Consider the following 19,573-nt stretch of genomic DNA (forward strand, 5'->3'; position numbering starts at 1 on the left):
CAGACCCTAAGACTTACAACCCTGAGAGGGATTGACGCATAGTGCTCGACGTCAACTTCTTCGACGAGCTCCGGATCGGTCTGGCTACCGCTGACGACATCCGTCAGTGGAGCCACGGCGAGGTCAAGAAGCCCGAGACCATCAACTACCGCACGCTCAAGCCCGAAAAGGACGGACTCTTCTGCGAGAAGATCTTCGGTCCGACCCGGGACTGGGAGTGCTACTGCGGCAAGTACAAGCGTGTCCGCTTCAAGGGCATCATCTGTGAGCGCTGCGGCGTCGAGGTGACCCGCGCCAAGGTGCGTCGTGAGCGGATGGGCCACATCGAGCTCGCCGCTCCCGTGACGCACATCTGGTACTTCAAGGGTGTCCCGAGCCGTCTGGGCTACCTGCTCGACCTGGCTCCCAAGGACCTCGAGAAGGTCATCTACTTCGCGGCGTACATGATCACGTACGTCGACGACGAGCGCCGTACGCGTGACCTGCCCTCGCTGGAGGCGCACGTCTCCGTCGAGCGTCAGCAGATCGAGAACCGTCGCGACGCCGACCTCGAGGCCCGCGCCAAGAAGCTCGAGACCGACCTGGCCGAGCTCGAGGCCGAGGGTGCCAAGGCCGACGTGCGCCGCAAGGTGCGCGAAGGCGCCGAGCGGGAGATGAAGCAGCTGCGCGACCGCGCCCAGCGCGAGATCGACCGTCTCGACGAGGTGTGGGCCCGCTTCAAGAACCTCAAGGTCCAGGACCTCGAGGGCGACGAGCTGCTCTACCGCGAGCTGCGTGACCGCTTCGGCACGTACTTCGACGGTTCGATGGGTGCCGCGGCGCTGCAGAAGCGCCTGGAGTCCTTCGACCTCGACGAGGAGGCCGAGCGCCTCCGCGAGATCATCCGTACCGGCAAGGGCCAGAAGAAGACCCGTGCGCTCAAGCGCCTGAAGGTCGTCTCCGCGTTCCTGCAGACCAGCAACAGCCCCAAGGGCATGGTGCTGGACTGCGTGCCGGTCATCCCGCCGGACCTTCGCCCGATGGTGCAGCTGGACGGTGGCCGCTTCGCGACCTCCGACCTGAACGACCTGTACCGCCGTGTGATCAACCGGAACAACCGCCTGAAGCGCCTTCTCGACCTCGGTGCGCCCGAGATCATCGTGAACAACGAGAAGCGCATGCTCCAGGAGGCCGTCGACGCCCTCTTCGACAACGGTCGTCGTGGTCGCCCGGTCACCGGTCCCGGTAACCGCCCGCTGAAGTCCCTCAGCGACATGCTGAAGGGCAAGCAGGGTCGATTCCGTCAGAACCTGCTCGGCAAGCGTGTGGACTACTCCGCGCGTTCCGTGATCGTCGTCGGTCCGCAGCTGAAGCTGCACCAGTGCGGTCTGCCGAAGGCGATGGCGCTGGAGCTCTTCAAGCCGTTCGTGATGAAGCGCCTGGTCGACCTGAACCACGCGCAGAACATCAAGAGCGCCAAGCGCATGGTGGAGCGCGGCCGCACGGTCGTGTACGACGTCCTCGAAGAGGTCATCGCCGAGCACCCCGTTCTGCTGAACCGTGCGCCCACCCTGCACCGCCTCGGCATCCAGGCCTTCGAGCCGCAGCTGGTCGAGGGCAAGGCCATCCAGATCCACCCGCTCGTCTGCACCGCGTTCAACGCGGACTTCGACGGTGACCAGATGGCCGTCCACCTGCCGCTCTCCGCGGAGGCGCAGGCCGAGGCCCGCATCCTGATGCTGTCCTCGAACAACATCCTGAAGCCCGCCGACGGCCGTCCGGTGACGATGCCGACCCAGGACATGGTCCTCGGTCTGTTCTTCCTCACCACCGACGGCGAGCTGCGGGACACCAAGGGTGAGGGCCGCGCGTTCGGCTCCACGGCCGAGGCGATCATGGCGTTCGACGCCGGTGAGCTCGCGCTGCAGTCGGCGATCGACATCCGCTTCCCGGTGGGCACCATCCCGCCGCGCGGCTGGACCCCGCCGGCCCGCGAAGAGGGCGAGCCGGAGTGGCAGCAGGGTGACACCTTCCGCCTGCGGACGACCCTGGGCCGCGCGCTCTTCAACGAGCTGCTGCCCGAGGACTACCCGTTCGTCGACTACTCGGTGGGCAAGAAGCAGCTCGGCGAGATCGTCAACGACCTCGCGGAGCGCTACCCCAAGGTCATCGTGGCGGCGACGCTCGACAACCTGAAGGCGGCCGGCTTCTACTGGGGCACCCGCTCCGGTGTCACCGTGGCCATCTCCGACGTCGTCGTCCCCGAGGCGAAGAAGGCCATCGTCGCGGGCTACGAGGCGCTGGACGAGAAGGTCCAGAAGCAGTACGAGCGCGGTCTGATCACCAAGGAAGAGCGCACGCAGGAGCTCATCGCGATCTGGACCAAGGCGACCAACGAGGTCGCCGAGGCGATGAACGCGAACTTCCCCAAGACGAACCCCATCTTCATGATGGTTGACTCGGGTGCCCGAGGAAACATGATGCAGATGCGGCAGATCGCCGGTATGCGTGGTCTGGTGTCGAACGCGAAGAACGAGACCATCCCGCGTCCGATCAAGGCCTCGTTCCGTGAGGGCCTGTCCGTCCTCGAGTACTTCATCTCGACGCACGGTGCCCGTAAGGGTCTGGCCGACACCGCCCTGCGTACCGCCGACTCGGGTTACCTCACCCGTCGTCTGGTGGACGTCTCGCAGGACGTCATCATCCGCGAGGAGGACTGTGGCACCGAGCGCGGTCTGAAGCTGCGGATCGCCTCGCACGACGAGGCCGGCGTGCTGCGCAAGGCCGAGGACGTCGAGACCAGCGTCTACGCCCGCATGCTCGCCGAGGACGTCGTCATCGACGGCAAGGTGATCGCGCCGGCCAACGTGGACCTGGGCGACGTGCTCATCGACCAGCTCGTGCGCCACGGTGTCGAGGAGGTCAAGACCCGCTCGATCCTGACCTGTGAGTCCCAGGTCGGCACCTGTGCCATGTGCTACGGCCGCTCGCTGGCCACCGGCAAGCTGGTCGACATCGGTGAGGCGGTCGGCATCATCGCCGCCCAGTCCATCGGTGAGCCCGGTACCCAGCTGACGATGCGTACCTTCCACACCGGTGGTGTGGCCGGTGACGACATCACCCAGGGTCTGCCGCGTGTCGTCGAGCTCTTCGAGGCCCGTACCCCGAAGGGGGTCGCCCCGATCTCCGAGGCCCAGGGCCGCGTGCGGATCGAGGAGACCGAGAAGACCAAGAAGATCGTCATCACGCCGGACGACGGCAGCGACGAGACGGCGTTCCCGATCTCGAAGCGCGCCCGTCTCCTGGTCAGCGAGGGCGAGCACGTCGAGGTGGGCCAGAAGCTCACCGTGGGTGCCACCAACCCGCACGACGTGCTGCGCATCCTGGGTCAGCGTGCCGTCCAGGTCCACCTGGTCGGCGAGGTCCAGAAGGTGTACAACTCGCAGGGTGTGTCGATCCACGACAAGCACATCGAGATCATCATCCGGCAGATGCTGCGCCGGGTGACGATCATCGAGTCCGGCGACGCCGAGCTGCTGCCCGGCGAGCTCGTCGAGCGCTCGAAGTTCGAGGTCGAGAACCGTCGCGTGGTGCAGGAGGGCGGTCACCCGGCCTCCGGTCGTCCGCAGCTCATGGGTATCACCAAGGCCTCGCTGGCCACGGAGTCCTGGCTGTCGGCGGCGTCCTTCCAGGAGACGACCAGGGTGCTGACGGACGCGGCGATCAACGCCAAGTCCGACTCCCTGATCGGCCTCAAGGAGAACGTCATCATCGGTAAGCTCATCCCGGCCGGTACGGGTCTGTCCCGCTACCGCAACATCCGGGTCGAGCCGACCGAGGAGGCCAAGGCCGCGATGTACTCGGCCGTCGGCTACGACGACATCGACTACTCGCCGTTCGGCACGGGCTCCGGCCAGGCCGTTCCGCTGGAGGACTACGACTACGGTCCGTACAACCAGTAAGGCGTACGTCTGAAGTACCGAAGGGCGGTCACCCCGTTGCGTACGGGGTGGCCGCCCTTCGGCATGTCCGGGCGGGACTCCTGCGGACACGGCCTAGCGGCCGGTCAGCTCCCAGGCGGCGACGGCGACCGTGGCGAGGGCGGCCAGGGCGCCGATGCTGGCGAGCGGCCAGCGGGAGCGTTCCAGGGCGTCGAGGCGCTGCTCGTGGTCGGCGATCTGTTTGTCGGTCTGGTCGCTGCGCTGGACCAGCAGGGCGAGCGACCCGTCGACGCGGGCGAAGCCGGCCTCGACGGTGCCGCGCAGCCGTTCCAGTTCCAGGGCCACGGCGGCCGGGTCGGAGAAGGGTTCGTTCACGCGTCGCTCTTTTCGCTGGGCCTTCCGCCGGCCGGGGTGTCCGTGCGCAGCCAGGAGGGCAGCAGGGCCTGTACGGCGGGCAGGGCCATGACCCTGGTCACGCCGGCGGCCGCGGTGAGCGCCGCGGCGGCCCAGGGCAGGGTGGCGGGGAGGCCGGCGGCGTCGACGACCGTCGGCAGCAGGACGCACAGGCCGACGGCGGACTGGAGAACGGTACGGAGGGTGCGCTTGGCGGCCTCTGACATCGGGAGCCTCGATTCTCTGGGGAGCTGAGGATTCTCAGGAGCTGTAGGGGACCTTCAGCGCCGCCCAGGACTTGGCGCCCGGCCAGCCGTCGGCGGAGGAGCCGGTGTAGCCGAGCTTGCGCTGCCACTTGGCGTAGGAGAGACGGTCGGCCTCGGTCCACTGCGGGCCGGGGCCGGAGGTGTAGGCGGAGCAGCCGACGGCGACCAGGCGCTTGCCCAGCGCGGTGACGATCGCCGACTTCGGGTTCTTCCGGAACCAGGCGGCGCCGGGGAAGGGCTGGTACTGCGGCTTGCCGGTGCCCGGGGTGGTCGGCTTGCCGAGCCGGGCCGCGACCCTGGCGCGGAAGTCGGCCATGGTGAAGCCGCGCGGGTCGACCTTCGTGCTGGTCCACTCCTTGTGGCCGATGACGGAGGCGGCCGACCAGCCGTGCGCCCGGCACAGCGCGGCGGACGCGCGGACCATGGCCTCCAGCTGGACCGCCGGCCAGGGGTCCTTGCCGTCGCCGAGGTTGACGCACTCGAAGCCGTAGAAGTGGACGTTGCCGTCGGTGTCGTTCTCGTTCGGCGCGGGCAGCGCCTTCTCGGCGATGACGGCCTTCAGGACGTCGCCGTCGCCGCTGCCCGCGTGGTTGGCGCGGCCGTTGCCGACGAGGTGGACCGTGCCGTCCTTGGCGATCACGCCGTGGCAGAGGGGGCCGGGCAGGGCGGAATGGCCGTCGAAGCACAGGCTCACGCTGTTGCCGGTGCCGGAGGTGACGGTGTGGTGCACGACCACTCCGTGGACCGGACCCCAACTGCCTTTGTGGTTGCGGTTGTTGGTACGCCAGCCGGAGCGCTCGACGACGGTGACGCCCTCGGCCCGCAGTGCGGACACGAGGGCGTCGGCGGAGAGGGGGTTGGCCATGGTGATGCCTCCCTGGGGAGTGTTCGGGCATGAGAAAACCCCGGCCGGCGGGGGAGCGGCTCGGGGTGGCGGGGTGGTCTTCCGTACGGTGGCCTCAGACCATGGCGGGGTCGCTGTCGCCGTCGGTACCGGTGCTGGTGCTGATTTCGATGCCGCCGTCGGCCTCGGCGTCGGCGTCGACGTTGGCGGCGGGGTCTGTATCGGCGGCCGTACCCTCGGCGGTCTCGGGGGCGGCCGCTGTGTCCGGGTCCGGTTCGGTACCGGGGTCCGGGGTGGTGCCGCCGCCGTCCTCGGCGCCGTCGTCCGGCTGCCACCGGGCGCACAGGGCGACATAGGCCGCCGCGTTGGCCGCGAAGTCGGTCAGGGCGTCGGCGACCGCTCGCCGGACGGCCGTCGGGTCGGGGACGACCGGGTCCGCGCCCACGGGCATGATCGTGATGCGACCGGTGCCGCGCAGGACCGCGCCGCCCTCGCCGGTCTCGGTGAACTGGGCGGTGACGTTGACCGGCGAATAGGTCCCGCTGATCGAGTCGGGGCCGATGATCGAGCTGAGGCTGGTGTCGGAGACGTTGACGTGGACGGTGTGGCCGCTCTCGGTGAGGGTGGCCCGGCCCGCGTAGTCGATCGCGAGGCCCCAGGGCTGGGTGGGGTCGATGTCCATGGACGCGCTGCCTTCCTGTGGTGTCGGGATCAGCTCTGGCGGCCGTGCATGAGGACGGGGTTGGCGTAGACGGTGCCCGAGGTGCTGGTGACGACGGCCTGGATCTCCACCTTGAGCGTGGTCGTGTACACGGAGGAGAAGGTGGCGCTGACCAGGTCCGTGTAGTCGAACTCGGTGCCCGCGGTCACCGTGGGCCCCCACTGGGCGCTGTTCACCAGCACCCGGACCTGGCCGGCCGCGCCGGAACTGGCCGCGGTGCTCAGCCGCAGCCGCATCTTCGGCTGCCAGACCGGGTTGTACGACATCGCGATCGTCACCCAGGACGTCGAGGTGGTCTGCGGCCAGCGTGCCGTCGCCGAGTCCTGCGGGGGCAGCATGGCCAGCCAGGGCCGGGCCAGGCCGCCGCTGTTGACGTCGTCGGAGAAGATCTCCCGGTTGCCGTTGTCGTAGATCCGCAGCGGCTGGAGCGAGTTCGCGCTGCCGTCCCCGTTGAACAGGGTCATGGCGAGGCTGCCGGTCTGGCGGTGGATCTCCAGGCCGTACTCGGCGTCCTTCCACGAGCCGACCCGGAACATCGTGTCGGTGCTGCCGGGCCGCTGGACCAGCAGGGTGCCGCCGTCGGTGACCTTCAGGGTGCCGTCCTTGATCTCCACCTCGCCGCCGGTGATCGTGTTGAGGGCGGGGCGGGTGTTGACGGCGGTGGACAGCTGCTGGATGCGGCGTTCCATCTGGGTGAGCCGGTCGATGATGTCTTCGGGGAGCTGGGGCATCAGGCGTCCTCCAGGTAGAGCTCGGCGGTGTCGGGGCGGCCGCGCTGGGCCGGGCTGACCTTGACGCCGATGATCCGGAAGCGGGCGTCCATGCCCTCGGTCCACCACTCGTCGGTGATCCGGAGGCGGACGGTGCGGCCCAGCAGCGCGGACGGCACCAGGTCGTCGAGGCGGACGCTGATCTCGGGGATCACCACGGCGCCGGTGCCCTCGGCGAGTTCGGCGTTGGCCAGGGACCGCAGGATCGTCGTGCTGGCGATGTCGTTGTGGTCCGAGGCGAGGTCGATGCGCGGGTAGCCGACCGCGATGAGGGCTTCGCCGTCGGGGATGTCGGCGTCGGCGAACAGCGGACGGGACTCGACGGCCTGGTTGGTGTTGTCCGTGGCGCCGCGGGCCCGTGCGGTGGTCCCGCCGCGGGTGGCGTCGCGCGGGAAGGTGTACGACAGGATCGTGCCGGGCCGGTCCATCACCAGGTCGGTGCTGCCGGTGGTGATCTTCGGGCTGCCCAGCCGCAGCCGGCGGACCCGGGCGCTGGTGACCGGGTCGCGGTAGACGGCGATGTAGTGCTCGAAGCCGTTCTCCAGGGCGGCCAGGGCGTCGATCGCCTCCAGGTAGACGGTCTCGTCGCCGTCGCGGTACGACACCGCGCGCGTCACCCCGGAGAGCTCCTGACCGAAGGTGACGCCGATGTCGCCGCCGGTCGGCGCAGGAGGCGTGCCGTCGTCGACGAGTTCGCCGGTCTGGAGGTGGCGCCACAGCCGCCGCACCACCTCCAGCTGGTCGTTGCTCCCGGAGAACGTGAGGTCCTGGCGGATACGCCGGCGGCCGGCGTACGACTCGAAGGTGGCCGCCTGGATGCCGAGGGTGAGCACGCCCCGGTCGTCGCTCTGCAGGGTGGACGTCCAGATGATGCCGCCCCACCACAGGTCGTCGCCGCGCTGGAGGTAGACCGCGGTGCGGCCCTCCTCGATGCGGCGGACGCGGGCGGCGACCTGTGCGTTGGGGACGGGGACGGTGCCGGAGAGGGATCCGGCCTTGCCGATGTAGTCGTCCACGGTGACGTCCCGCAGGGGCAGGATGTCGATGGTGCCGTCGGTGCGCAGATCGCAGAAGATCGCGCGGTAGGGCGTGTTGACACTCATGAGGCCGCCTCGTAGGTGGCGGTGCCGAGGATGGAGTTCGTGCTCGCCCAGGTCCATGGCGAGGTGGCGTCCACGACACCGGTGTTGGCGAGCGCGACCCCGCTGGAACGGCCGGTGGAGATCACCAGTTCGAAGGTGGTGGTCGTGGGGATCTGCACGCGCGAGACGCTCCGGCTGGTGTTGTCCACGCCGAGTTCGGCGAACCCGACGACCGACTGCGCGGCCGAGGCCGGCACCGGCAGGGAGAAGCGCCAGTTGTCGGTGGTGGCGGAGCCGGTGCCGAAGGTGGTGGTGCTGCCGAAGACGATCGAGAAGTTGCAGTGCACGGTCCTGCCGGACTTCAGGTACCGGCAGTTCACGGTGGCGTTGCCGTAGGACGGCGTCGCGAGGCCGGTGCTCGTCGTCCACGCCGGCGTCCAGCTCTGCCAGGTGGGCAGGACCGGGTAGTCGGTCCAGGCGGTGCCGCTCCAGCGCTGGAGCTGACCGCCGAGGTCCCGGTACTGGCCGGGATAGGCGCCGACGGAGGTGTCCGTGGTCACCGGGAGGATGCCGCCGACGCCGACCGTGGCGGTGCGGCGGCCGACCAGCGCCGAGGCCCAGGCGATCCCGCCGGTGCCCGCGCTCGCGTTGGCCGGCACGGTGACCTCGTACAGCGGGAGGGACAGGCCGGGCGCCGGCGGTACCGTCGGCGCCGCGGCCGGGGTGCCCGGGACGATCTCGACGACGGCCTCGGTGCGGCCCGAGCCGTCGTAGGCGTCGTCGTAGATCCGCAGGACGAGCAGGTCGATGCGGTTGTACTGGGCGTTGCCGTCCGGGAACGTCACGGGCAGGTACTCGGCGAGGGCGACCGGGTAGGCGCCCCTGGCGTCGGTGCCCTGGAGCACGGCACGGCCGGGGCTGACCGTGGCGGACATGCTGTTCGCGGTGCCGGTGAGCGTGAAGCCGGAGATGCGGGAGGCGCCGTCGGAGGAGCCCGGCAGGACACCGGAGCGGGTGGCGACGGGCGAGGTGGGGGTCAGGGCGCCGAGCGAGACGAGGCGGGTGTCCTCACGGGACTGGCCGTCGGGGGAGAGCCAGCCGGAGCGCACGGGCATGGTCGACTCCTTTCGGGAGAACGGGCGGGAGCGGGACGGTGGTTCAGGCGATCGGGTCGACGCGCAGGAAGATCGTGTCGAACGCGCAGGTGAAGCTCGCGTTGCTCGACCGGTGCATCGCGGTGACGGTGTAGGTCGAGCCGGCGGTGAGGGAGTTCAGGCGCAGCTGGGTCGACGTCGACTTGGACACGGCGCCCGAACCGGACGCGGCCCGCTCGTCGTCCGCCGCCCAGATCACCGTGGAGCCCAGGGTGACCTGCGGGGACATGTGCGCCTGCGCGGTCTCGCCGCCGGAGGACATCCGGGCGCCCAGGCCGATGATCACGGAGCCGGACGGCGGAGCGGTGAAGTTGAGCGTGAGCGCCGTGACGGCGGTGGAGGCCAGCGCGGCCGTGTACGTCGTCGAGGCGGTGGTTCCGGCGTCCAGCGACTGTACGAAGGCGGGCCCCGGAACGGCCGGCTGCCAGGCGCTGCCGTTCCAGCGCTGGAGCTGGCCGAGCGAGGAGTCGCGGTACTGGCCGGCATAGCCGCCGGTGGTCAGCACCCCGGCCGGGACGACCCCGCCGACGCCCCTGGGGTAGGGCACCCAGGCCGTGGAGCTCCAGCGCTGGAGCGTGTCGTTGATGTCCCGGTAGTGGCCGGGGTAGCCGCCGGGAGCGGTGTCGTCGGAGCGGGTCGGCAGGATGCCGCCGAGCGGGACGGTGGTGGGGCGCAGATCGACGCGTGCGTTGTCCCAGTCGATGCCGCCGCTGCCGGCGCCGGCGTTCTTGGCCACGGCGACGCTGAACAGGACCAGGGAGGCGTCCGGCGCGGCGGGGGCGACCGGGGTGGCGGCCGGGGTGCCCTTGACGATCTCGACGGCGGCCTCGGTGCGGTCGGAGCCGTCGTAGTCGTCGTCGTAGATCCGCAGGACGACGAGGTCGATCCGGCCGAACTGGGCGTCGCCGGCGTCGAAGGTGAGCGGGACCGGTTCGGTGACGGCGACCGGGTAGGCGCCGCGGGCGACGGACGTCTGGACGACGGCCCGGCCCACCCCGACGGTGGCGGTCATGCCGCCGGTGGTGCCGTTCAGCCAGAGACCGGTGACCCGGTACAGGCCGTTCTCGGAGCCGGGCAGGACCCCGGAGCGCCCCTTGATGTCGGTGACCGGGGTGACCGCCCCGATCTGGGTGACCCGGGTGTCCTCCCGGGTCTGGCCGTCGGCCGACAGCCAGGCGGAACGTACGGTCATGGGGTGTCCTTTCGTCAGGAGGCCGACTCGTAGGTGCCGTGGAGGGAGAGGATGTCGTTGACGGCCCAGGCGAACGGGGCCGACCTGTCCCAGGGGCTGGTGCCGGTCTTGAGGGTGTCGCGCAGCGAGCGGACGACTCCGCCGTTGGCCACCGCGAGGAGCCCGCTGCCCTGGTACATCAGGACGGCGGAGTCGTCGAAGGCCTCCGCGTTCACCACGCGTCCGTCCAGCTTCCAGGCGGTGGAGACCGGTGCGGCCGGCAGCGAGAAGGTCCAGTCGCCGTCGGCGGACTGGGCGGACAGGTTGGTCGTCGAACCGATCTTGAGGTAGATCCGGAAGGTGACGACGGTGCCCGTCTTCACGTACGCCCCGGCCAGCGTGCCGTTGCCGATGGTGGGCGCCGTGCCGGTCTCGCAGCGCCAGACGGGCGTGTAGTTCGTCCAGGTCGGGACTGGCTGGTAGGTCACCCAGGTGGTGCCGTTCCAGCGCTGCAGTCCGCCGGGGGTGTCGCGGTACTGGCCGGTGTAACTGGCCGTGGTGACGGCGCCGGAGGGGGCGATGCCGCCCAGGGCGCTGGGGTAGGACACCCAGGCGGAGCCGTCCCAGCGCTGGAGGGCGCCGCCGGAGTCACGGTACTGGCCCGGGTAGGCGCCGTTGCCGGTGTCGCCGTAGACGGGCAGGATGCCGCCGACCGCGACGGTGGGTGTGCGCAGGTCGGTCACGTCGGTGCTCCAGTTGATCCCGCCCTTGCCGGCGCTGATGCCGGCCCGGACGGCCACCTGGTAGACCGGCAGTGCGATCTCCGGGAGCGCGGGCACGACGGGGGTGGCCGCCGGTGTGCCCCGGACGATCTCCACGGCGGCCTTGGTGAAGCCCGAGTCGTCGTACAGGTCGTCGTAGACGCGCAGCACGACGACGTCGATCCGGCCGTAGGAGGCGTCGCCGTCGGCGAAGGTGAGGGTGATCGGCTCGGCCAGCGTGACCGGGTAGGCGCCCTGGCTGCTGTCGGCCTGGACGACCGCCCGGCCCTCGTGGACGGTGGCGGTCATGGTGCCCGCGCCGCCCTCCATCCAGAAGCCCGAGAGGCGGTACTGGCCGTCGTAGGAGCCGGGCAGGATGCCGGAGCGGACGTCCAGCGGGTTGGCCGGGGTGGTCGCGCCGAGCTGGGTCAGGCGGGTGTCCTCGCGGGTCTGGCCAATCTCGGCCACCCATGAGCTGCGCAGGTTCATCTGCTGGTCTCCTGTGGTCTTCGGAGGCGGACTCCGGGGTGCGTGGGTGAGGTGAGGGGCGGTCGGCGCCCGTCAGGACCCGAGCCGTTCGGCGGTGAAGCCGGTGAAGCCGGTGAAGCCGGTGCAGTGGCCGGAGCCGCCGAGGGTGTCGACGGTCACGCCCGGGATCCGCGGCCCGTGGAGCGCGGGGCTGTCGCCGGCGGCGCATCCGATCAGGGCGTCGCCGACGGGCGAGGTCGCGCCGGGGCCCGCGCCGATCAGCGGCATGGCGTCACCACTCCGCTTCTCGCCAGCGCACCGTCATCCGGGCGCCGGAGCCGTAGGTGTCGGGCCGGAAGGCCAGCTGCGCGCGGCCGGGGGCGAACGCGAAGAGCTCCTCGGGGCTGCTGTCCGCGGCCGCGGTGTGCCGGCGGGAGGCGGTGCTGTTGAGGGTGACCGTGCCGGCGGCGGTGTCGACGACGAGCTCGTCGCCCGTGGCCAGCGCGATCTCGTAGCGCAGCCGCTGCGCCGAAGTGCGGTCGGTCACCGTCGGGTTGGTGCACGGACCGGTGAAGGTGATCACCGGATGGGTGGGTGCGGAGCCGCCGTTGTCGGCGTTGACGTCCCCGGTGGAGGCGGCCTGCCCCCAGTACAGCGGCCAGGTCAGCGGCCAGGTCAGACCGCTCTCCGGCTGCGGGGCGCCGGTGACGGCGGTCTGCTCGGTGACCGCGTAGCGGCGCGGGTCGGTGGCGTACCACTGCACGGACGCCCGGGAGACGCCCTGCGTGGTGTACGTCCGGTCGGCGGCCAGCACCCGCTGGCTGACCCGGGCCCGGACGGCCAGCGTCTCGCCGTGCAGCCGCACCGCCAGCCATCGCTCCGCGTCGCCGAGCAGCAGCGCCTGGCGCAGGACACGGGTGGCGGTGAGCGAGGAGGCGGCGTCGTCCTGCGCCGGGACGGTCCACACCGTGCCGCCGACCTTGCGCGGCTTGGCGTAGCGGGCGCCCGGCCAGGCACCGTGCGCGGTGGGGTGGTCGGCGTCGGAGGAGTCGTACTCCGGCAGGTCCTCCCAGCCGCTGAGGCCGCCGCGGTCGATCTCGTAGGAGGTGCCGGGGCCCATCAGCAGTCCGGCCCACTGCATCTGCCCGTCTCGGGTGATGAGTGAGCCGGGGGCCACATCGTCTGTGTATGCGGTTGTCGTGATCTCGGCCATCGGGCCGTCACCTCACTCCTTGTGCGCGGGCTCGTGGGCGAACTGGTGTGCGGGCCGGGTGCGGGTGCGTGCCCGGTTGCGACTGGGCTCCCGGGTGCGGGTCCGCGTGCGGGTTCAGGCGCACGCGTGGGCCGCGGCCAGGAAGAGCAGGTCTTCCGCGGTGCCCCGGGCGCCCGTGCGCGCGCTCTCGTGGAACTCCTCGACCCGGTGGGGCGGCCGGGACGCCGATGCCCGCTGTCGCCGGGCGAGCACGCGCTGCCGCTCCAGGGCGGTCAGCGGCAGTACCCGGCCCGCGTTCCGGGAGGCGCCGGGGACGGCGATGCCGCCCTCCGCGAGCATCGGGATCTTGTCCAGGTGGACGCCGAACTTCTTGCCGAGGATCGAGAAGCTCAGGGAGTTGAGCCCGTCGACGACCCAGTTGGCGAAGGCGATGAGTCCCTGGATCGGCCCCTTGACCACGCCGGCGACGGTCTGGGCGCCGGTCGTCACGAACCTGCCCATCGCGTCGAGGGTGCGGGAGGTGGCCTCCTTGATCCGGGTGAACATCCGGGGGATGTCCTTACTGATCCACTCCAGCGCCGGCTTCACCGCGTCCTTGAACCCCCGCCAGACCGACGACACCTTGCCGCTGAGCGCCCGGGTGTCCCCGGTGGTCAGCGCCCTGAGGACGGCGAAGCCGGTGCCGACGAGCGTGCCGATGGCGGTGAGCGCGGTGGTGATGACGGCCAGGTATCCGGTGACGTACGTGTTCACCGCGCTCGCGATGGCCTTGAGCAGCGGGGCCATGACGGTCAGGTAGCCCTCGACGTACTTCAGGACGAGGGTGGCGAGCTGTTCCATCAGCCGTTGCCCGGTCTCGGAGTTCAGCGCGAGATCGATCAGCCAGCCGGCGACCGGGAGGAGCAGCCCGGTGACGAACCCGATGGGGTTGGCGCGGGTGAGGGCGTTGACGATCAGCATCACGCCGGAGCCGATGGTCATGGCGGTGCCGAAGGCGCCGAGCACGTCGCCGAGCGGGCCGGCGATGCTGAGCAGCCCCGCGACGACGGCCACGACACCTCCGAGTCCCGACAGGAGTCTGCCGAGGGACCGGGAGGAGCTCTTGGCCTTGCCGCCCGCGGACTTCACTCCGGCGGCGGCGGTGGTCGCGGTCCGGCCGGCCCTGGCGACGGAGCGGGCGGCGGCGTCGGCGTTCGCCTTCGTCTGCCGTACCGCGGCGCTGCTCTGCTCGGTGGCGGAACGGATCCGGTCGGTCGCGGTGCCGGCGCTCGTGATGCCGCCGGTGAGGGAACGCAGACCGCCGCCACTCTGCTCGAGCCGGGTGCGGAGGGTACGCAGGGCCGGCCGCACCCCCACGAGCGGGTCGGCCGTCCATCCGGCCGCGGTCCTCCTGGCGGTGCTCATCCGCGCGCCTTCGCCAGGAACATCAGGGCGTCGGCGGTCCGCTGCGGGCTGCTGCTCTCGGCGGCGTAGTAGTGCTCGATGTGCAGCGCGCCGCCCGCACCGCTCGTCCCGGCGTACGGCGAGCCCTGGGCGGCGGCCCGTCGCAGCAGCCGGTCCAGCTTGCTCAGCGGCAGGACGGCCTCCGCCTCACCGGCCTCGGCGAGGATCGCGGGGACACCGCCGGAGCGGGGCATGACGACACCGCCGGTGGCCAGCATGGGGATCCTCGGCAGGCTGACGCCGAAGGTCTTGCCGCCGACGCCCGGGACCCAGCCCGGGATCGACACCTTGATGCCGTTGAGGGCGCCGATCGCGCGGTTGATGATGCCGATGACCGCGTTGATCGGGCCCTTCACCGCGCTCTTGATGCCGTCGAAGGCGCGGCCCGCGATGCCCTTGAGGCCGCCCCAGATGCTGGACAGCTTGTCCTTGACGGCCTTGAAGGCGTTCGGGATCGCGGACTTGACCCAGTTGACGACCGGCGAGATGACGGCCTTGATGCCTTTCCAGACGCCGGAGACGACCGTCTTGATCGCGTTCAGCGCGGTGGTGATGACCTTCTTCCAGATGGCGACGTAGGTCTTGATGACCGTGGCGACGGCCTTCACGACGGCCGAGATCGCCGTCTTGATGCCGGTCCAGACCGACTTGATGAGCTTGGCCGCGTTCTTCATGATCGGCCCGATGGCCTTCATGACGGTGCTGATCACGGACTTGATGACGTCGAAGGCGGTTTTGAGGACCTTCTGCATGGTCTTCGACCGGGTCGCCATCTCGACGACCTTCTCGATCAACGGCGCCAGGAGCTGCATGAGCATGCCGAAGAAGTTGCCCTTCATCGACTTGTTCATCTTGTCCTGGCCCTTGGCCGCCTTGCCCGCCCCGGACTCGTACTTGCCGAGGTTCGTGCCGGCGGTGGAACCGGTCTTGCCGGCCTTGGAGACGGCCTTCTCGGCCTGGTCGGAGGCCGTCTTGAGGTCCTTCAGTTCCTTCTCGGCGCCCTGGGCGGCGGATTTCAGCGTGTTGAGCCGGCCCGCGCCCTTCTGACCGGCGCCGCCCAGGTTCTGGGCGGCGGTCGCCGCCCCGGAAGCCTTCGTTCTGAAGTCCTGCAAGGCTCCCGAGGTTCGGCTCAGGGATCGTACGAGAGACATTCAACCCTCCGGATGTGTCGTCTGTGGCCTGCGGGGACGGGACGCGGAGTCACCGGGCGCATGGCGGTGGATCGGGGCTCATGAGCCGCCGTCGAGCCGGGTCCGCAGCCGGTCGGCCTGGTCGACGACGCCACGGAGCGCCTCCTCGGCGGTCCGGGCGTCCCGGGTGGCGTTGCGCAGTGCCTCGGTGGACGGCGGCGGTCCCGCGGGGCCCTGCCTGCCCTGGCGCCCCTCCTCGCCGCGCGGACCCCGTCGACCCGGACGGCCGCGTTCGCCGCGCGCTCCCCGCCGACCCTCACGGCCCTCGCGGCCCCGGGGACCCTCGGGGCCCTGGGCTCCGCGTTCGCCGCGTGGGCCGCGCGCCCCCTGCGCGCCGCCGCCGCCACCGCCGCCACCGGTCTGCCGGGTGAGAACGCCCCAGTCGTTGTAGTCCAGGTTGAGCCGCTTCTTGATGAGCTCCTCAAGGCTGAAGATCGACGGCAGGCTGGCGTTGAACGGGACGAACTCCGACTTGAGCAGGGTGAGTTCCGACTTGATGCCGTTGAACTCCGTCGGAACCCACTCGGTCAGGCCCTTCAGGTCGTTGAACCACTTGGGCTTCTGGGCCTCTTGCTCGGCGTCGTGTTTCTTGATCGCCCCCTCGATCTCCTTGGTGACGTCGGGGTCGTGTTTCTTGATGGCCCCCTCGATCTCCTTGGTGATGTCGGAACGGGCTTTGTCCATTTCTGCTTGGCTCACGTACTCGGTCATCTGGGTCCTCTCGTGCGGCACGGGGTCCGGACATGGCGATGCCCCCTCCCGCGGGGCGGGAGAGGGCATCGGTGAGGTCGTGCGCGGGTGGCGTCAGGAAAGGGCGCCGGCCACGGCGGCTGCCAGGAGCAGCAGACCGACCAGCGACTGGATCACGAGACCGGCACGTGACCCGAACGAGGAGAGGTAGTACCTGCTCTCGGCGGCCGAGGGGTTCCGCGTGTCGAACACGACGGGGAACTCCTCGCCCTCCCACGGCGCCGGTTTGGGGGCGGTGACGAGGGCCCAGGCCTCTTCGCCCTCGGCGGTGCGGAAGGAGCAGTTCAGCCGGTCCACGTCGGAGCCGCCGCGGCGTATCCGCTCCCGGCAGACGGCGAGGGTCTCCACACCGTGTTTTCTGAGCCGCCGGTTCCGCAGTTGCTGGGGAATGAACAGAAGCGACGTGATCGCGAAAGGCACGGCGATGATCAGGAAGGGAACGCCGTAGTTCGTGGTGCCCGCGAGCGTGGTGTACAAGTCCGTTCATCCCCCTGGCGGCCGCGATGCGCGAGGTGCCGAAGCATACAAGCGGGCGTACGGGCAGGGGGGACGCTTTCGCTTCGCGGCTGTGGACCGGCCTAGGGCTTCCTGGGACTTCCTGGAGCTTCCTGGCTTCCTAGGGCTGCCGACGGCCCCGGCGTGCCCGCCGCGCCTCCGTCAGGGCGTCCGACCAGCCGGCGGCGTAGGCGCGGGACTCCCGGGCGAGCAGCTCTTCGTACACCCGGTCGAGCAGGGCCTCGCGGTCGGGGGGCGTGGTGTGCGGGAGGTGGGCGAGGCGGGTGTAGGTGTCGATCGGCTGCTTCGGGGAGTTGCTGGTGCCAGTCACCATGTCGGCCTGCTTTCCGGTCTGTCCGCTGGGCTGTGGTACAGGTGGCGCCTCTGGGGCCTTCGAAACGCGTGTTCGAACTAGTGTACGAGTAATCCTGTGGTGTCGTTCTGTGTTTGGCGAGGAGCACCCGCCGTCCAGCGGTCGGGACCTGCGGTGATGCCGGGTGCGGCCGAAGTGCCGCCCAGGTTCGTGGAGTAGGATCCGGCCGTTCTCCCGTCGGATTCGAAAAGGTGAACAGCGGCGCTTCGCAAGGGAACTGAGTGGCCGCCAGACGACGGTGGACGGCGACGGGCAGCCGTCCTCGCGCGGGGGCGCGATGGGGCCAGGGGACGAGAGCAAGGCCTACGGGGTGGACGGGGACGCGAGCGACGTGCGGCGCGAGCATGCGATCGATTGGCTCGAACAGGCCTCGGATCTGCCGCACCTCATCGCCCGTGTCTCGGAGCTGGTGCTCCTGCTCGGCCATGAACCGGCCGACCTGGTGGTCCTCCCCCGCGGCGAACTCGACCGGCGGGAACTGGCCGCGTACAGCGCGGGCTGGGCCGACGTGGTCGACGAACAGCTGCCCGCGATCCGCCGCGCCTACGAGGAGCGGATCACCGCCGCCTACCTCCAGGGCCAGGAGGACGCCCGCACGGGCCACCGTCCCCGCCGGGCCCGACGGGACGAGCGGGAGCGCGAACACGAGCGCGGCGGCGAGGTCATTCCGCTGCCCTACGTGGAACTGCTGCGCCCTCCGTCCGCCTGGACGCGCGTGGAGGAACGAGGCGAACACGAACGTTCGATGGCGGACGGCACCCCGGTGCCGGCACCTTCCCAGGCGGGGCAGGCGGGGCAGGCGGGGCAGGCGGGGCAGGCGGGGCAGGCGGGGCAGGCGGGGGAGACGGACGGGAGCAAGGACGATCCGTACGGCGACCCGGGCACGGCCAACGTTGTCGGGACGGAGAGCCCGACCGGGACGGAGAGCCCGACGGGGACGACGAGCGCGAGCGACCCGGGCGGCGGCTCGCCCGCCGGGGACCGGGACGTCAGGGACGAGGTCGGCGGTGCGGGCGGCGCCGAGGCCGGCTCCGGTGCCGAGGGGGACATCCTGCTCTCCGCCCGTGAGGTGCGGGGAAAGGGCGTCACATCCTCCGACCGGCGGCCGGTGGTCCGGCGCAACGGCCGCCCGAGCGTGCCCCCGCTGACCCTGCCCGGCGAGATCGGAGCCGCCGGACGGGAGCGGGCGCGCAGGCCGGACGGCGCCGGGCCCGCGGAACGACCACCACGGGAGCGGACTGAGCGGACTGAGCAGACCGAGCAGACCGAGCGGGCTGGGCGGCCCGAGCGGAGTGAGCAGGTCGAGCGGACTGGGCGGACTGGGCGGACTGGGCGGTCCCAGCGGAGTGAGCGAGCTGACGACGTCGAGCGGCCGGAACCGGTCGAGCCGGTCGACGAGCCGGTCGACGAGCCGGTCGAGCCGCAGGGCGTGCGCGACGCCCCCCGGCCCCGGCTGCTTTCGGACAAAGCCCGGGCCCTCGCGGACGAACTGGAGGGCCGGGCCGGTGGCCGCCGCCGGGACGAGCAGAACGGCCCGTCGGGCTCCCGCTGAACGGAGCCGACGGGCACACCGTGACCGGCCGTCCGGCGGGCGACCGGCCGGCCGGCCGGCGGACAGCCGGGCGACCGGGGGCTCCGGGCGATACCTGGCCTCCGAGCCACCGGGCGACCTGGCCTTCGGGTAACCCGGCGACCGGGAAACCGGGGCCTCCGGGCGACCGGGCGACCGGGCAACGCTGCGACCGGGTTCTGAGCTTCTGAGCGACCCTGCGGCTCGGCGACCCCGCGGCCGGGCGACCAGGCCTTCGGGTAACCCGGCGACCGGGAAACCGGGGCCTCCGGGTAACCGGGCGACCGGGCAACGCTGCGACCGGGTTCTGAGCTTCTAAGCGACCCTGCGGCTCGGCGACCCCGCGGCCGGCGACCAGGCCATTGGGCGACCCGGCGACCGGCCTCCGGGTAACCCGGCGACCAGACATCCCGGCGATCGGGCATCCCGGTGAACCCGGCGACCCCGCGACCGGGCCACCCGGCGACCGGGCCGCCGGGCCGCCGGGCCTCCGGGCGGTCAGCCGAAGAAGCGGGCCAGTTGGAACGCCGACGGTGCCTCTTCCGGCGCGGGCGCCCGCGACCCGTCCGCCGTGGGGACGGGCCCCGGGGCCGGCCACCCGGCGTCCCCGGAGCGCGCGCCGGATTCCGCGTACCCCTCGCGGTCTTCCCGCTCCTCCTGCTCCTCGTACGCGTCGCCCGGGCCGTAGGTGCCGTTCCCGGCCGGTTCCGTCGGACGAGGCACCGGGGCCGGGGCGTCCGGCTGTTCCCCCTCCTCCGAGTTGACGCAGGCGAACATCCAGTTGGCGGCCGCCAGATGGTCCACGGCGGCGGCCAGCAGATGGTCGGTCACCGACCACTCGGCGGCCTCGCCGTGCAGTTCGCGGTTCAGCGCGCTGTCGCGCGGCAACTGCTTGATGAGCACCGCGAGCCGCCGCGCGGAGAGGCGCTCACGGTGCCAGTCGAGCAGATCGATCCCGTAATAGCGGAGCAGGTCCGCCTCGAGGGCCT

At 71.1% G+C, this 19,573-nt stretch carries 18 protein-coding genes and 1 pseudogene; 2 read left to right on the forward strand and 17 right to left on the reverse strand.

Features of this window, described 5'->3' with window-relative positions; translation table 11 throughout:
- Positions 1 to 41: 41 nt before the first annotated feature.
- The gene (locus ASD48_RS19160) at positions 42 to 3,941 is read left to right on the forward strand and encodes a DNA-directed RNA polymerase subunit beta' (protein ID WP_020132668.1); all 3,900 of its coding nucleotides are present in this window, start codon (positions 42 to 44) and stop codon (positions 3,939 to 3,941) included.
- Positions 3,942 to 4,034: 93 nt separating this feature from the next.
- Here the strand turns inward: ASD48_RS19160 and ASD48_RS19165 are convergent, their stop codons facing one another.
- The 16 genes from ASD48_RS19165 to ASD48_RS19240 form a co-directional block, all read right to left on the reverse strand.
- The gene (locus ASD48_RS19165; RefSeq protein WP_057602857.1) at positions 4,035 to 4,295 is read right to left on the reverse strand and encodes a hypothetical protein; all 261 of its coding nucleotides are present in this window, start codon (positions 4,293 to 4,295) and stop codon (positions 4,035 to 4,037) included.
- Positions 4,292 to 4,540, reverse strand: a complete 249-nt coding sequence (locus tag ASD48_RS19170) for a hypothetical protein (protein ID WP_057602858.1) — start codon at positions 4,538 to 4,540, stop codon at positions 4,292 to 4,294. Before ASD48_RS19170 ends, ASD48_RS19165 begins: the two co-directional genes overlap by 4 nt.
- 34 nt (positions 4,541 to 4,574) lie before the next feature.
- A complete protein-coding gene (locus tag ASD48_RS19175; RefSeq protein ID WP_057602859.1) occupies positions 4,575 to 5,444 on the reverse strand; it encodes a peptidoglycan-binding protein in 870 nt (289 codons plus the stop codon).
- Positions 5,445 to 5,538: 94 nt separating this feature from the next.
- Positions 5,539 to 6,105: a hypothetical protein gene (locus ASD48_RS44780; RefSeq protein WP_063887469.1), complete on the reverse strand. Its 567-nt coding sequence runs from the start codon at positions 6,103 to 6,105 to the stop codon at positions 5,539 to 5,541.
- Positions 6,106 to 6,134: 29 nt separating this feature from the next.
- Positions 6,135 to 6,875: a hypothetical protein gene (locus ASD48_RS19185; protein WP_057602860.1), complete on the reverse strand. Its 741-nt coding sequence runs from the start codon at positions 6,873 to 6,875 to the stop codon at positions 6,135 to 6,137.
- Entirely contained in the window at positions 6,875 to 8,017 is a 1,143-nt protein-coding gene (locus ASD48_RS19190) for a hypothetical protein (protein WP_057602861.1), read from the reverse strand. Before ASD48_RS19190 ends, ASD48_RS19185 begins: the two co-directional genes overlap by 1 nt.
- Entirely contained in the window at positions 8,014 to 9,111 is a 1,098-nt protein-coding gene (locus ASD48_RS19195; protein ID WP_057602862.1) for a hypothetical protein, read from the reverse strand. Before ASD48_RS19195 ends, ASD48_RS19190 begins: the two co-directional genes overlap by 4 nt.
- Before the next feature lie 43 nt (positions 9,112 to 9,154).
- A complete protein-coding gene (locus ASD48_RS19200) occupies positions 9,155 to 10,342 on the reverse strand; it encodes a hypothetical protein (RefSeq protein WP_057602863.1) in 1,188 nt (395 codons plus the stop codon).
- 14 nt (positions 10,343 to 10,356) lie between these two features.
- Entirely contained in the window at positions 10,357 to 11,571 is a 1,215-nt protein-coding gene (locus ASD48_RS19205) for a hypothetical protein (RefSeq protein ID WP_057602864.1), read from the reverse strand.
- A 72-nt stretch (positions 11,572 to 11,643) separates the two neighbouring features.
- A complete protein-coding gene (locus ASD48_RS19210) occupies positions 11,644 to 11,838 on the reverse strand; it encodes a hypothetical protein (protein ID WP_057602865.1) in 195 nt (64 codons plus the stop codon).
- A 4-nt stretch (positions 11,839 to 11,842) separates the two neighbouring features.
- Positions 11,843 to 12,763, reverse strand: a complete 921-nt coding sequence (locus tag ASD48_RS19215) for a phage tail domain-containing protein (protein ID WP_057602866.1) — start codon at positions 12,761 to 12,763, stop codon at positions 11,843 to 11,845.
- Positions 12,764 to 12,877: 114 nt separating this feature from the next.
- On the reverse strand, positions 12,878 to 14,167 hold the full coding sequence (locus ASD48_RS19220; RefSeq protein WP_057602867.1) for a hypothetical protein: 1,290 nt from the start codon (positions 14,165 to 14,167) through the stop codon (positions 12,878 to 12,880).
- Positions 14,164 to 15,357, reverse strand: a complete 1,194-nt coding sequence (locus tag ASD48_RS19225) for a hypothetical protein (RefSeq protein ID WP_057602868.1) — start codon at positions 15,355 to 15,357, stop codon at positions 14,164 to 14,166. The genes ASD48_RS19220 and ASD48_RS19225 overlap by 4 nt, the downstream gene beginning before the upstream one ends.
- A gap of 78 nt (positions 15,358 to 15,435) precedes the next feature.
- Positions 15,436 to 16,107, reverse strand: coding sequence for a hypothetical protein (locus ASD48_RS41335; protein ID WP_157880654.1), 672 nt, complete (start codon positions 16,105 to 16,107; stop codon positions 15,436 to 15,438).
- Positions 16,108 to 16,200: 93 nt separating this feature from the next.
- Positions 16,201 to 16,623, reverse strand: coding sequence for a hypothetical protein (locus ASD48_RS19235; protein ID WP_057602869.1), 423 nt, complete (start codon positions 16,621 to 16,623; stop codon positions 16,201 to 16,203).
- A gap of 139 nt (positions 16,624 to 16,762) precedes the next feature.
- Positions 16,763 to 16,975: a hypothetical protein gene (locus ASD48_RS19240; protein WP_057602870.1), complete on the reverse strand. Its 213-nt coding sequence runs from the start codon at positions 16,973 to 16,975 to the stop codon at positions 16,763 to 16,765.
- 316 nt (positions 16,976 to 17,291) lie between these two features.
- On the opposite strand from ASD48_RS19240, the gene ASD48_RS19245 reads away from it, so the two are divergent.
- Positions 17,292 to 18,566, forward strand: coding sequence for a hypothetical protein (locus ASD48_RS19245; protein WP_157880655.1), 1,275 nt, complete (start codon positions 17,292 to 17,294; stop codon positions 18,564 to 18,566).
- Between the two features lie 726 nt (positions 18,567 to 19,292).
- Here the strand turns inward: ASD48_RS19245 and ASD48_RS44785 are convergent.
- Positions 19,293 to 19,538 (reverse strand): annotated as a pseudogene (locus ASD48_RS44785) (hypothetical protein); the annotation flags it as partial.
- Positions 19,539 to 19,573: the final 35 nt, after the last annotated feature.

Origin of the sequence: Streptomyces sp. Root1310, assembly GCF_001426425.1 — a bacterium.
Taxonomy (GTDB): domain Bacteria; phylum Actinomycetota; class Actinomycetes; order Streptomycetales; family Streptomycetaceae; genus Streptomyces.